7 protein-coding genes are annotated in these 13,615 nt (G+C 70.5%); 5 read left to right on the top strand and 2 right to left on the bottom strand.

Going from position 1 to position 13,615, the window contains the following annotated elements; translation table 11 throughout:
• Window positions 1-72: 72 nt before the first annotated feature.
• Entirely contained in the window at window positions 73-1,407 is a 1,335-nt protein-coding gene (gabT, locus tag OG266_RS11835) for a 4-aminobutyrate--2-oxoglutarate transaminase (protein ID WP_266474517.1), read from the bottom strand.
• A 300-nt stretch (window positions 1,408-1,707) separates the two neighbouring features.
• Between gabT and OG266_RS11830 the strand changes: the two genes are divergently transcribed.
• The 3 genes from OG266_RS11830 to OG266_RS11820 all read left to right on the top strand — a co-directional run bounded on the left by OG266_RS11830 (window position 1,708) and on the right by OG266_RS11820 (window position 7,370).
• Window positions 1,708-3,834, top strand: a complete 2,127-nt coding sequence (locus OG266_RS11830; RefSeq protein WP_371545337.1) for an ATP-binding protein — start codon at window positions 1,708-1,710, stop codon at window positions 3,832-3,834.
• Window positions 3,835-4,013: 179 nt separating this feature from the next.
• Window positions 4,014-5,672, top strand: a complete 1,659-nt coding sequence (locus tag OG266_RS11825) for a PucR family transcriptional regulator (RefSeq protein WP_371545335.1) — start codon at window positions 4,014-4,016, stop codon at window positions 5,670-5,672.
• 252 nt (window positions 5,673-5,924) lie between these two features.
• The gene (locus OG266_RS11820) at window positions 5,925-7,370 is read left to right on the top strand and encodes an aldehyde dehydrogenase family protein (RefSeq protein ID WP_371545332.1); all 1,446 of its coding nucleotides are present in this window, start codon (window positions 5,925-5,927) and stop codon (window positions 7,368-7,370) included.
• 220 nt (window positions 7,371-7,590) lie between these two features.
• On the opposite strand, the gene OG266_RS11815 is transcribed toward OG266_RS11820, so the two are convergent.
• Window positions 7,591-10,443, bottom strand: a complete 2,853-nt coding sequence (locus OG266_RS11815) for a glycoside hydrolase family 3 C-terminal domain-containing protein (RefSeq protein WP_371545329.1) — start codon at window positions 10,441-10,443, stop codon at window positions 7,591-7,593.
• 371 nt (window positions 10,444-10,814) lie between these two features.
• Here OG266_RS11815 and OG266_RS11810 point away from each other — a divergent pair, with 371 nt between their 5' ends.
• Together OG266_RS11810 and OG266_RS11805 are read left to right on the top strand one after the other, a co-directional pair.
• Complete coding sequence (locus tag OG266_RS11810) at window positions 10,815-12,497, top strand: extracellular solute-binding protein (protein ID WP_371545326.1); 1,683 nt, start codon at window positions 10,815-10,817, stop codon at window positions 12,495-12,497.
• Between the two features lie 4 nt (window positions 12,498-12,501).
• Window positions 12,502-13,611, top strand: a complete 1,110-nt coding sequence (locus OG266_RS11805) for an ABC transporter permease (protein WP_371545325.1) — start codon at window positions 12,502-12,504, stop codon at window positions 13,609-13,611.
• Window positions 13,612-13,615 lie beyond the last annotated feature (4 nt).

Raw genomic sequence — 13,615 nt, 5'->3', positions numbered from 1 at the left:
GCCGCACCGCTCGAACGAAGCGGAATCCGGTGCGAGGGGCAGCCGGATTCCGCTGGTGGTGCTCGTGGGGCGTCAGATACGGGCGAAGGCCTGCTCGATGATGTCGAGGCCCTCGCTCAGGAGGTCCTCACCGATGACCAGCGGGGGCAGGAAGCGGAGGACGTTGCCGTAGGTGCCACAGGTCAGGACCAGCAGGCCCTCCTGGTGGCAGGCCTTGGCGAGCGCGCCGGCCGCCTCGGCGTTCGGCTCCTTGGTGTCGCGGTCCTTGACCAGCTCGATGGCGATCATGGCGCCGCGGCCCCGGATGTCGCCGATGATGTCGAACTTCTCGGCCATCGCGCCGAGGCGGGCCTTCATGACCGCCTCGATGTTCTTCGCCTTGGCGTTGAGGTCGAGCTCCTTCATCGTCTCGATCGCGCCGAGGGCGCCGGCGCAGGCAACCGGGTTGCCGCCGTAGGTGCCGCCCAGGCCGCCCGCGTGCGCGGCGTCCATGATCTCGGCGCGCCCGGTGACGGCGGCGAGCGGGAGACCGCCCGCGATGCCCTTGGCGGTGGTGATCAGGTCCGGGACGATGCCCTCGTCCTCGCAGGCGAACCACTGGCCGGTCCGGCAGAAGCCGGACTGGATCTCGTCCGCGACGAAGACGATGCCGTTGTCCTTGGCGAACTGGCTGATGGCCGGGAGGAAGCCCTTCGCGGGCTCGATGAAGCCGCCCTCGCCGAGCAGCGGCTCGATGATGATCGCGGCGACGTTCTCGGCACCGATCTGCTTGTTGATCATGTCGATGGCCTGGGCGGACGCCTCGGCACCGGCGTTCTCCGGGCCGGTCAGCCAGCGGTAGCCGTAGGCCACGGGTACGCGGTAGACCTCGGGGGCGAACGGGCCGAAGCCGTGCTTGTACGGCATGTTCTTGGCGGTCAGCGCCATCGTGAGGTTCGTACGGCCGTGGTAGCCGTGGTCGAAGACGACGACGGCCTGCCGCTTGGTGTACGCACGGGCGATCTTGACCGCGTTCTCGACGGCCTCGGCGCCGCTGTTGAACAGAGCGGACTTCTTGGCGTGGTCACCCGGCGTGAGCTCGGCCAGCGCCTCGGCGACGGCCACGTACCCCTCGTACGGCGTGACCATGAAACAGGTGTGGGTGAAGTCCTGGAGCTGGGCGGAGGCCCGGCGTACGACGGCCTCGGCGCTGGCGCCGACGCTGGTCACGGCGATGCCGGAGCCGAAGTCGATCAGGCGGTTCCCGTCGACGTCCTCGATGATGCCGCCGCCGGCGCGCGTGGTGAACACGGGGAGCACCGAGCCCACACCGGCCGCGACCGCGGCGAGGCGTCGGGCCTGCAGCTCCTGCGACTTCGGGCCGGGGATGGCGGTGACGACGCGGCGCTCCTGCGGAAGTGCGGTCATGAGGGGCTCCCTGATGATCTTGCGAACCGGACGGTCCCCGGCGAACGGGGCGCGCCGGGCGGGGGTGTTTTCGGACGCTTCACTGCTTTCTTCGCAGGCTAGGGCCGGGGGAGGGGGGTGGGCATGCTCCACGAGGGAGATGTTCAGGGTGTCGGTTGTCCGCGGTGGACATAGTGGGCCTGGAGTCGAGTGAGGGTGCGTCCCCGCAGATCCGGCCGTGTAAGCGGTGAACTCCCTCCGTGGGGGCACTAGATTGACTCGCGGACGACGTACGGAGCGGCTGGTCAGGGGGCAAAGGCGATGGACAGCGACGGGACGCGGGACGCGCGGGGTACGCACGCCAATCCTGTGCCGCGTCCGGCGGGGCCGCCGGACGTGCCGGCGACGCCACCGAGGCCCGCGCGGGCGCCGGGGATGCCGCCGGGGCCCGACGGGTCCGGCTTCCTGACGTGGGTCCGGGCGCCCAGGCCGGAGGCGGCGCCCGGGGTGTGGCGGTTCGGGCACCGGCCGCGGCCGGACGAGGAGCCGGAGCAGATTCCGGCGCGGCAGCTGCTGAGCGGCGCCGTGATCGCGTTTCTGTGCGGGTGGCTGATCTGGTCGCTGCTCTGGAACGGGTATCTGGGCGGCTGGTGGGTCATCCCGCTCGACCTGTTCACCCCTGATTCCTGGCGCCAGAGCGACGACCGCGTCGGGAACGCGTTCCTCTGGTACGGCTACTACACGCTGATCGCCCTCGCGATCATGTTCGGCGTCGGCCGGCTGGGCCGCTGGGGCGAGGTCTGGCGGCGCTACGGGCTGCCCGCGTGGCGCCGCGCCGCTCCTGTGAGCGAGCGGCCGCCCGCGCCCGAGGAAGACCCCGCCCAGTGGAACCAGCTCCGCGCCGCCGGTGCGGCCGACGCCGCCGACCGGCTCGCCGCCGAGGCCCGCTCCGGGCTGATGCGCGATGTCGACCACGCCCGGATCGACCGCGCCTGGCAGGGCGTACGCAGCGGGCGGCACAGTCTCGCCACCTTCACCGGAGCGGTCCTGAAGGACGGGTCCGCCGCCTGTCTGCATCCCTCCGGTGACCGCGACCTGCCAGGACGGCACGCGCTCCACGACCTCGTGACCGGACAGGTGCGGCTGGGCACGACCGCCGACGACGCGCGCAATCCGTACGCCTACCGCGGCACCGGTCTCGGCCTCGGCCCCGACCTCCTCGGCACCTCGCTGCTCGCCGTCGGTCCCCCCGGATCCGGCAAGACCGGTGGCATCGTGTGGCCGCTCGCCGAGTCGCTGTGCCTGCACGCGCTCGCCGGGCGGGCCGCCGTGGTCGTGGTCGGCGCCGCGGGTGCCGGGCTCGGGGCCGCCGACGCCTACGACGTCGTCGTACGGATCGGGAATGCCGAGTCCGTGTACGACCTCGACCTGTACGGCGGGACCACCGACCCCGACGAAGCCGCCGCCGTACTGGCGGAGGCGCTCGTCGGGGACCTGGCTGATCCGCATCCCGGGGGCGACAGCCGCCGGTCGACCACCGTCCTCGCCCAGCTCCTCGGACCCTTCCGGGCCGTCCACGACCGCTTCCCATCCGTGCCCGAGCTGCGGCAGCTCCTCGACGGTGCGCCCGGTCCGCTCGGGGCGTTGCGCAAGGCCCTCGAGGACGCGGGGAAGGAATCGCTGCTGCGTGAACTCGACGCGCGGGAGCGGCAGTTGGGTCACCCCGGTGATGTGGGAGGTGTGCTCGCGGACCGCGTCGCGCTGCTCGACCGGCCCGCGTTCGCGGGGTTCTTCGACACGTCGGGGCAGTCGCGGCCCTTCTCGCTGCGGGCGCTCGACCATCCCGTACGGGTGCGGATCGATCTGCCCGCGCGCGGGCACGCCGACGCCTCGCGGATCCTCGCGCGGCTGGTGCTCGCGCAGTTCACGGCGAGCGTCGCGGTACGGGAGGACCGGTCGTTGTTCGCCTGCCTGGTGCTCGACGATGCGACCGGCGTCGTCACACCCGAGGCCGTACGGGGGATTCAGCGGCTGCGGTCCGGCAACGCGGGCGCCGTGCTGACGCTTCGGACGCTCGACGACGTGCCGCGGGCGCTCAGGACCCCGCTCCTCGGCGCCGTCGGGTGCCGGCTGGCGCTCTCCGGGCTCACGCCCTGGGACGGGCAGGACTTCGCCGAGGTCTGGGGCAAGGAGTGGATCGAGGCGCGCGACGTCACCGACCGGCAGATCATCGCGGAGACTCCGGCGGGGAAGGCGCTGCACATGGTGCGGCGGGTGATCACCGGGCACGCGCCGACCGCCCGGGCCGTCACCGTCCGGCAGGTCGAGCGGGAGCGGTGGTCGGCGTCCGAGCTGGCGCACGGGGTGCCGCCGGGGCACGCGGTGCTGTCGCTCACGAGCGTGCGGGGCGAGCACGCGCCGCCGTTGCTCGTGGATCTACGAGGCTGAGGCCGGCGGATCTACGCGGCGGCCGCTCGTGGATCTACGCGGCTGACCTGTACGTCTGGACATAAGGTCACGGACGTACCGTACGGTGAGGCAGAATCGACATAGGTCGTTCATACGTCGCGGCCAAAAGATCACACCTCCAGTGACCGTCGAAGATCCTGTGAAGACCTGAAGGCCCCATGCCCCCCACGCTCGCCTCGCTCGTCCACCACTCCGCGCTCAAGCTCACCGTGCGCGCGGGCGAGGAACGGCTGGACGTGCCCGTCCGCTGGGCGCATGCCAGCGAGCTCGCCGACCCCGTGCCGTACATGGAGGGCGGGGAACTGCTCCTGATCACCGCGCTCAAGCTGGACGCGGAGGATCCCGAGGTCATGCGGCGCTATGTGAAGCGGCTGGCCGGAGCGGGTGTGGTCGGTCTCGGCTTCGCCGTCGGGGTCCACTACGAGGAGATCCCGAAGGCGCTCGTCGACGCGGCGGAGGAAGAGGGGTTGCCGCTCCTCGAAGTGCCCCGGCGCACACCGTTCCTCGCCATCAGCAAGGCCGTGTCCGCCGCCATCGCCGCCGATCAGTACCGGGCCGTGACCGCCGGATTCGCCGCGCAGCGCGAGCTGACCAAGCAGGCGCTGAACGACGGGCCCGAGGGGCTGCTGGCCTCGCTCGCCGGGCAGGTCGACGGATGGGCGGCGCTGTACGACGCGTCCGGTGCCGTCGTGGCCACCGCGCCGGAGTGGGCCGGGCGACGGGCCGCGCGGCTCACACCGGACGTGGAGCGGCTGCGGGACAGGCCCGCGCCCGCGAGTTCGGTGGTCGGCGGCGAGGACCGGGTGGAGCTGCACTCACTGGGTACCGGGCGGCGGCCCCGAGCCGCGCTCGCCGTGGGGACGGCCGCCGCCCTCGGGACCGCCGAGCGGTACGCCGTGCACTCGGCGATCGCCCTGCTGACGCTCACCACCGAGCGCTCGCGCTCGCTGCAGGCGGCGGAGCAGCGGATCGGGGCCGCGGTACTGCGCATGCTTCTCGCCGGGGAGCCCGATCACGCCCGGGCCGTCGCCGGGGATCTGCTCGGCGCGCTCCTTGACGCGCCATTCCGGCTGATCCTCGCCGAGTCGGCGTCCGCGTCGGCCGCGCGGGCCCATGCCGGCGGCCACGCGCGCGTGGCGGACGCCCCGGTCTCCTCGGCCGCCGTCGCGGTGCCCGACACCGGGGGCGATCCGCTCGGCGTGCTCGCCGAGGTCGTTGAGTCCGCCGCCGCCCGCTCCGGCGAAGCCGTGCTCGTCGTGCCCGACGGGGAGCGGCTCGTGGTGCTCGCCGTGGATGGGGGTGCGGCCGTCGCCGCCTGCGGGGAGCACGCGGTGGCGCTGGAGGCCGCGCGGGCGTCGGTGCGGGAGCAGTCCGGCGGTGACGACACCGAGCTGGTGGTCGGGCTGTCGGCCCCCGTCGGGCCGATCGCCGTCGGCGCCGCCTACAAGCAGGCCGAGCAGGCGCTGTCCGTGGCCCGGCGGCGGGGGCGGTTCCTCGTCGAGCACGAGGAGCTGGCCGCGGGGTCCGTGCTGCCGCTGCTCGCTGATGACGCGGTGCGGGCGTTCGCGGACGGGTTGCTGCGGGCGCTGCACGAGCATGACGCGACCGGGCGGGGGGATCTGGTCGCCTCGCTTCGGGCGTGGCTGTCCCGGCACGGGCAGTGGGATGCGGCGGCCGCCGATCTGGGGGTGCATCGGCATACGCTCCGGTACCGGATGCGGAGGGTCGAGGAGATCCTTGGGCGGTCGCTGGATGATGCGGATGTGCGGATGGAGCTTTGGCTGGCGTTGAAGGCGACGGCTGCGGCGGGGGAGTAGGGGTGTTTTCGCCCCCTCCGCCCCTACCCGTCCCTCGCGGTCTGGGGGCTCCGCCCCCAGACCCCCGTATCGGCCTGAACGGCCTCGTCCTCAAACGCCGGACGGGCTGAAAGATCTCCCACGACCTTGCCAAAGCGGCGCACCCCCCACCCCGACTACTACGACTCGGACAAACGACCCCCGGTCGTCCCACCCCTACCGTTGATGATGAAAGCCACGTCACCCACCAACCTCGGAAGGGCCGGGACTCACATGACTTCCACCTACGCCTTCTGGCTCGCCGGCCGCCAGGCCACCGGTGAGACCACGTTCGACGTCACCTCGCCGTGGGACGGCCGGCTCGTCGGCCAGGTCAGCGTGCCGACGGAGGCGCAGGTCGAGGAGGCCGTGGCCGCCGCGTACGCCGTACGGGACGAGTTCGCCGCGACCCCGGCGCACGTCAGGGCCGCCGCCCTCGACCACGTGTCGAAGCGCCTCGTCGAGCGCACCGAGGAGATCGCGCAGCTGATCTCCGCCGAGAACGGCAAGCCGATCAAGTGGGCCCGCGGCGAGGTGGGCCGCGCGGTGTCGGTGTTCCGGTTCGCGGCCGAGGAGGCCCGCCGGTTCAACGGAGGCGAGGCGCAGCGGCTCGACACGGACCTCGGCGGTCAGGGCCGGCTCGCGCTGACCCGGCGCTTCCCGAAGGGCGTCGTGCTGGGCATCGCGCCGTTCAACTTCCCGCTCAACCTGTGCGCCCACAAGATCGCCCCGGCCATCGCCGCCGGCGCGCCGATCATCCTGAAGCCGGCGCCCGCGACGCCCCTGTCGGGCCTGATCATCGGTGACCTGCTGGCGGAGACCGAGCTGCCCGCCGGTTCGTGGAGCATCCTGCCGGTGTCCAACGAGCGGATGCCCGCGCTGGTGCAGGACGAGCGGCTGCCGGTCATCTCCTTCACCGGTTCCGAAAAGGTCGGTTACGCGATCATGGACAGCGTGCCGCGCAAGCACTGCACGCTGGAGCTCGGCGGCAACGGCGCGGCTGTCGTCCTCGCCGACTGGGCGAGTGACGAGGACCTGGACTGGGCCGCCACCCGTATCGCCGCCTTCTCCAACTACCAGGGCGGCCAGTCCTGCATCTCCGTGCAGCGGGTGATCGCGGACGCCTCCGTGTACGACCGGCTGCTGCCGCGCATCGTCGCAGCCGTCGAGGCGCAGGTCACCGGGGACCCGTCGGACGACAAGACCGATGTGGGCCCGCTGGTCAGCGAGGACGCCGCCAAGCGCGTCGAGGCGTGGGTGGACGAGGCCGCCGCGGCCGGTGCCCGTGTGCTCACCGGCGGAAAGCGTGACGGTGCCGCGTACGCGCCGACCGTGCTCGCCGACGTACCGGCGGACACCACCATCTCTTGCGAGGAGGTCTTCGGGCCGGTCCTCACCGTGCGGAAGGTGGAGGGGGAGGCGGCCGCCTTCGCCGCCGTCAACGACTCCAAGTACGGACTGCAGGCCGGTGTGTTCACGCACGACCTCCAGGCCGCGTTCCGCGCTCACCGTGCGCTGGAGGTGGGCGGCGTCGTGATCGGTGACGTGCCGTCCTACCGTGCCGACCAGATGCCGTACGGCGGTGTGAAGCAGTCCGGTGTGGGCCGCGAGGGCGTGAAGTTCGCGATGGACGACTACACCTACGAGCGGGTGCTCGTGCTGACGGGTATCGCCCTCTGACATCGGCGCTTGCGAGGCGATGGCCGGAGCCCGCTGTGCGGGGGCTCCGGCCATCGCCGTCCCACCGCTGGACCGGCTCAACCGAACCACTGGCTCAACCGAACCACGAGCTCATCAGAACCACTAGCTCATGGGAACCATTTTCATATAGAGTCCCGATGAAGGGCCCGGCACCGATGCCTTCCGGTGCCGGGCCCTGTTTGTCGGCCTGTCCGGACCCTCAGCCGGAGAAGCCGACATGCGCGAGCCGCAAGGGGCCGCGCAGCCTGAGGTGTACGTCGTGCACATCGGCGGCGGCGAAATCGGCGCCGAGAGTGGTGTAGTCGTACGGACCCTTCGTCGCGCTCAGGGTCACCACGGCGATCAACGGGCCGCCGTTCAGGGAGAGTTCTACGACTCCCTCGCCCGCCACCTCGACGGTGGCTTCCCGGACGCCGTCCCCGAAGTCGCAGTCGCGGAAGACGAGTTCGCACGTCACGCCGTCCACCGGCGTCACCGCGTCGCCCATCACCTTCGTACGGTCGACGATCGCGGCGTTCCGCTGCTCGTCGAAGTCGGCAGCGTCGAGGCCCAGTTCACGTACCGGGCGGGGCGTGGCGGGCTCACCGTCGAGTTCGACGGTCGTGCGGAGCCGGATGTCCTCGCTGGAGGCGCCGACGAGCAGTTCGTACGCGCCCGGCTCCAGGCGCGGGCGGCTGTGTGCGACGTCCCAGAACTCCAGGGCGGAGAGCGGGAGTTCGAAGGTCAAAGTCGTCGTGGCGCCGGGGGTGAGGTGGACGCGGCGGTGCGCGGCCAGCTCGCGGCGGGGGCGCGGTACGGATGCCTGAACGGCGCGGGTGTAGAGCTGGGCGACCTCGTCGGCGGCCACCGAGCTGGTGTTGGTGACATTGAAGGCGACCTGCAACTTGCCTGCCAGCGGGGTGACTTCGAGGTCGGTGTACGCGAACCGTCCGTACGACAGTCCATGCCCGAACGGGAACAACGGCGTGCCCTCGAAGTACAGATACGTCTGGCGGCCGCCGATCACGTCGTAGTCGAGGAGGTCGGGCAGATCCTCGTCACAGGCGTACCAGGTCTGCGGGAGGCGGCCCGCGGGGGAGACGTCTCCGGCGAGGACGCGGGACAGGGCGGTGCCCGCCGCCTGGCCGCCGTGGGCGGTCCACAGGACGGCCGGGAGGTCCGCGTGGTCCACCGCGTACGGGTACGCGGAGACCAGCGCCAGGGCCGTGTCCGGGTTCGCCGCGCGGGCCGCACGGAGCAGGCGTTCCTGGTGCGCGGGGAGGCGCAGGGTCGTACGGTCCTCCGTCTCGCGCCCGTTGATGTGCGGGTCGTTTCCGGCGACGACCAGGACGACATCGGCGGCGGCCGCCGCCCGCGCCACCGCGTCCTCGCCGCGCTCGGTGAACTCCATCCCGAAAATTTCCGCACCGGATGCGTCTTCGGCGGCAACCTTCACGCCGTCGGCGGCGACAGAGACGTACCTACCCGTCCCGACGTGCTTCAGGAGGTGGCCGTTCGCATGCGTTTCGGAGGGTTCGAGGCGGAATGTCTCCTGGACGACCCAGCCTCCGGGCTGGTCCGCCGACGCCCGTACGAAGCCGTCCTCGGCGACCGAGAGATAGCGGCCGTCGGGGGCGCGCAGCGTCAGGATTCCCTCGCCCCAGTCGATCAGCGCGAGTTCGGTACCGGCCGCGTCGGTGGTGAGCGGGGGGAGGTCCGTGCGGCCCGCGAGGAGCGCCGGGTCCAGGGCGCCCTCGGCGCCGCGCACTTCGTCGGCCGCGTCCGCCGTCAGGGGCACCGACAGGTACGTACCCGCCGAGGTCCGCAGGCGTACGCGGTCCACGCCCTCCGCGAAGTCGACGCGCTCGGCGCCGAAACGCTCGTACAGGCCCTCCAGCGGTGTCGAGCGGTGGATGAGGGTGCCGCTGTACCAGTCGAGCTTGCACTCGTCGGCGAGGAGGCCGACGACGGCGATGCGCACGCCGGGGGCCAGCGGCAGGAGGCCGTCGTTCTTGAGCAGCACGATCGCCTGCTCCGCCGCCTCCTGGGCGAGGGCGCGGTGGGCCGGTGTGTCGAAGGACTTGGTGTCCATGTACGGGTCGAGCCGGGGGTCGAACTCGCCAAGCCGGAACCGGACCGAGAGCTGGCGGCGGACCGCCGTGTCGATGTCGTCCTCGCTCAACAGGCCCTGGGCGAGGGCACCCTGAATACGCGCGACGATCTTCGAGCTGTCCGTGCCGTGGTCCGTGAAGCTGTCCACCCCGGCGACGATCGCGGCCGCGGTCGACTCCTCGTGGGTGTCGAAGTAGTGCTCGGAATCGACCAGGTTGGAGGGCGCGCCCGCGTCCGAGCAGACCAGCAGGTCCTGGTCCGTCCAGGTGCGCAGGTGCTCGCGCAGATACGGCGAGACGTGGTTGGGGCGGCCGTTGACCAGGTTGTACGCGGGCATCACGCCGGCCACCGCGCCCGCCTCGACCGTCTCGCGGAAGGCGCGCAGGTCGTACTCGTGCAGGACGCGCGGGCGGACCGAGGAGGACGAAGTGTCCCTGTCCGTCTCGTTGTTGTGGGCCAGCCAGTGCTTGAGCACCGGGGCCGTACGCCAGTACGCCGGGTGGTCGCCGCGCAGACCGCGGGTGTACGCCGTCGCGATCGCGGAGGTCAGCTTCGGATCCTCCGAGTAGCCCTCCTCGTTGCGGCCCCACAGGGGGTGGCGGAGCAGGTTGACCGTGGGGGACCAGACGTTGAGGCCGACGCGGTCGTCGCGGGCGCGCATGGCGCGGGTCTCGGCCGAGACGGCCTCGCCGACCCGGCGTACGAGCTCGTCGTTCCAGGTCGCGCCGAGCCCCACGGCCTGCGGGAACACCGTCGCCGGGCCCATCCAGGCCACGCCGTGCAGCGCCTCCTGCCCGGTGCGGAAGGCTCCGACACCGAGCCGCTCGACGGCCGGTGCGAACTGGTGCAGGAATGCGATCCGTTCGTCGAGCGTGAGCCGTGCCAGCAGGTCGTCGATGCGCTTCGCGAACGGCAGCTGCGGATCACGGAAAGGGGGCGTAGGCGGCGTTTGTGCGGTCACGTGGTGATCCCTTTGCGATGGAGCGACGGGGCGCTTTCGAAGCGCTTCGATGCTCATTCGACCGAGGGGTGGGTGTCAAGACACCCAGACGCAACAACTCCGTTTCCTCGTCGGCACATCAAGCGCCATAAGGGACCGGTCCAGTACTCCATATCGGGTGCATACCTCCGAGGAATCTTGGAATCGACTCTTGTGCACCCCCACGGGTTCACTTAACCTCACAGCAACATCGAAGCGCTTCGACTGATGGGACCGCCGCCCGGGGTGCGCAGTCCTCCGAGGACCGCTTCAGCTCAGCCAGTTCCACTCAAGACACCGCAGCCGACGGCCCTACCGCCGGGTGTCCTGGTGCGCCATGAAGGGTTGACGCAATGACGCCGAACTCCGCCACCTCCGCTCCGAGCCGGAGAAGCTTCCTCGCCTCCACGGCGGTCGCCGCCGCCGCGGTGGCGGGTGGGATGCCGCTGCTGACCGCCTGCGGCGGCTCCGACGGCGGCTCCAAGGACGGCACGACCTCGGGCAAGGACGCGCAGAAGATCCTTCCCACCTTCGTGGCGCAGAACGTGGTGACGCCGGACATTCCGTCGAAGAACGGCTCCTCCCTCGGATTCACCAGCAAGCTCGTCCTCGACGATCTGAAGACCTCGGTGCCCGAGAAGCTCGGCAAGGGCAGCACCATCAAGATCATGTCGCCGTTCTGGGGCTCGCCGCCGAAGAGCGACAACCCCTACTACAAGGCGATGAACGAGAAGATCGGCGTCGACGTCGTCTGGCAGAACCAGGACGGCAACACCTACGACGAGAAGCTGGGCGCGGTCCTCGCCTCCAGCGACATGCCGGACGTCGTGGTCATCCCCGGCTGGAACATGGGCGGCAAGATACCCAGCGCCATCATCAACAAGATGGCGGACCTCGGCCCGTACCTCTCCGGCGACAAGGTCAAGGAGTACCCGAACCTCGCGGCGATCCCGACCGATGCCTGGCAGCGCTCCATCTTCGGCGGCAAGCTGCGCGGACTGCCGATGCCCAGCTCGTACGACCCCAACATCGTGCCGTTCTACCGCAAGGACATCTTCGACGAGAAGGGGTACGAACTCCCCACCTCGGCCGACGAGTTCCTGGCCCTGGCCAAGGAGATCACCAACGCCAAGGCCAAGGTGTGGGCCTGCGACGACATGAAGTGGACCGCCTTCAACAGCTTCGGTGTGCTGTCCGGCAGCGAGAAGCCGCTCGGCTGGAACCTCGTCGACGGCAAGCTGATCTACCGCGTCGAGACCGACGAGTACCTCGAAGCGCTGGAGTGGACGCGGAAGTTGTACGCGGCGGGAGTCGTCCACCCGGACGCCAAGGCGCAGAACCAGGGCGACTCGGGTCTGCGCTTCACCTCGGGCGAGACCCTGATCTTCAACAACGACATCTCGACCTGGTGGGGCAAGACCGCCGAACAGGCCACCCAGAACCCGGACTTCCGCATCGGCGGCATGGACATCTTCGGCCACGACGGCGGGGACCCGACGCTGTGGGCCGGATCGCCCGCCGGCATCTTCGCCTTCGTCAACAAGAAGGCGTCGAAGGCCGTGATCCACGACATCCTGGCCGCCGCGAACGTCACCGCAGCCCCGTACGGCACCGAGGAGTACATGCTCACCAACTACGGGGTCGAGGGCACGCACTACACCGTCAAGGACGGCACACCCACCAAGAACGACAAGGGCAACCAGGAGGTCGCGAACGCCTTCGTGATGCTCGCCAGCCCCGCCTCGACCATCGCGCATCCCGACTTCCCGGACGTCGGGAAGGCGCAGGTCGAGTGGCAGCAGCGGATGGGTGCCTTCACCAAGAAGTCCTCCTTCTACGGCCTCCAGATCATCGAGCCGGCGCGCTACACGAACCTTTCCAACGACTTCGAGCAGCTGGAGGACGACATCGTCCGCGGCCGCAAGAAGATCAGCGACATGCAGCAGGCGGTCTCGGACTGGAAGAGCCAGGGCGGCGACGGACTGCGGGACTGGTACAAGAAGCTGCTGGACGACAGCGGATCCGCGCAGGGGTGACGAAGTGGCACACAGCACCACTCCGGGCGCCGCCGCGGGCGCAGTGCCTTCTTCGGTGACGGATACGACGGATACGGATGACGGCCCCGCGCCGTCGTCCGCCGCGCGAAGCATGGCCAAGGGCGCCGAGTCTGCAGTCGTCGCCACGGCCTCGAAGGCTTCGAAAGCATCCAAGGCCTCGAAAAAAGGCGGCACCTTCAGGACCCGCCTCAAACGGGACCGCACACTGATCCTGATGACGCTGCCGGCGATCCTGCTGGTCCTGCTCTTCAACTACATACCGATCCTGGGCAACGTCGTCGCCTTCCAGGAGTACGACCCGTACATCAGCGACAACGGATTCATCGCCGTCTTCGAGAGCCCCTGGGTCGGCTTCGAGCAGTTCACGCGGCTCTTCGAGGACTCGGCGTTCTGGGACGCCGTCCAGAACACCCTCGTACTGTTCTCCCTCCAACTGGTGCTCTTCTTCCCCATCCCGATCCTGCTCGCGCTGCTCATCAACAGCGTGATCAGGCCCCGGGTGCGGGCGGTGTCGCAGGCGATCCTCTACCTGCCGCACTTCTTCTCCTGGGTGCTGGTCATCACCGTCTTCCAGCAGATCTTCGGCGGCGCCGGCATCATCGCGCAGACCCTGCGGCAGCACGGGTACGAGGGCTTCGACCTGATGACCGACCCGGGGATCTTCAAGTTCCTGGTGACGTCCGAGGGCGTCTGGAAGGACGCGGGCTGGGGCATCATCGTCTTCCTCGCCGCGCTGGCCTCCGTGAGCCCCGACCTGTACGAGGCCTCGGCGATGGACGGGGCCGGGCGGTGGCGCCGGATGTGGCACGTCACGCTGCCCGCGCTGCGCCCGGTGATCGCCCTGCTCCTGGTGCTGCGCGTCGGCGACGCGCTCACGGTCGGCTTCGAACAGATCCTGCTGCAACGGGACGCGGTCGGGCCGGGCGCGGCGGAGGTCCTCGACACCTATGTGTGGTGGAACGGCGTCCGCAACCAGGACTTCAGTTACGCCGCAGCGGCGGGCCTGATCAAGGGCGTGGTCAGTCTCGGCCTTGTCCTCGCGGCGAACAAGGTGGCCCATCTCATGGGCGAGCAGGGGGTGTACAAGAAGTGAGTGC

The sequence above is a fragment of the Streptomyces sp. NBC_00554 genome, from assembly GCF_041431135.1.
In the GTDB taxonomy this organism is placed as follows: Bacteria; Actinomycetota; Actinomycetes; order Streptomycetales; family Streptomycetaceae; genus Streptomyces.
The sequence above is the reverse complement of the archived record's forward strand: the minus strand, read 5'-3'. Positions and strand labels throughout refer to the sequence as shown.

What these genes read in the sequence shown, in the direction of transcription:
- gabT (WP_266474517.1), bottom strand. Translation starts at nt 1,407, where the DNA reads ATGACCGCACTTCCGCAGGAGCGCCGCGTCGTCACCGCCATCCCCGGC.
- OG266_RS11830 (WP_371545337.1), top strand. Translation starts at nt 1,708, where the DNA reads ATGGACAGCGACGGGACGCGGGACGCGCGGGGTACGCACGCCAATCCT.
- OG266_RS11825 (WP_371545335.1), top strand. Translation starts at nt 4,014, where the DNA reads ATGCCCCCCACGCTCGCCTCGCTCGTCCACCACTCCGCGCTCAAGCTC.
- OG266_RS11820 (WP_371545332.1), top strand. Translation starts at nt 5,925, where the DNA reads ATGACTTCCACCTACGCCTTCTGGCTCGCCGGCCGCCAGGCCACCGGT.
- OG266_RS11810 (WP_371545326.1), top strand. Translation starts at nt 10,815, where the DNA reads ATGACGCCGAACTCCGCCACCTCCGCTCCGAGCCGGAGAAGCTTCCTC.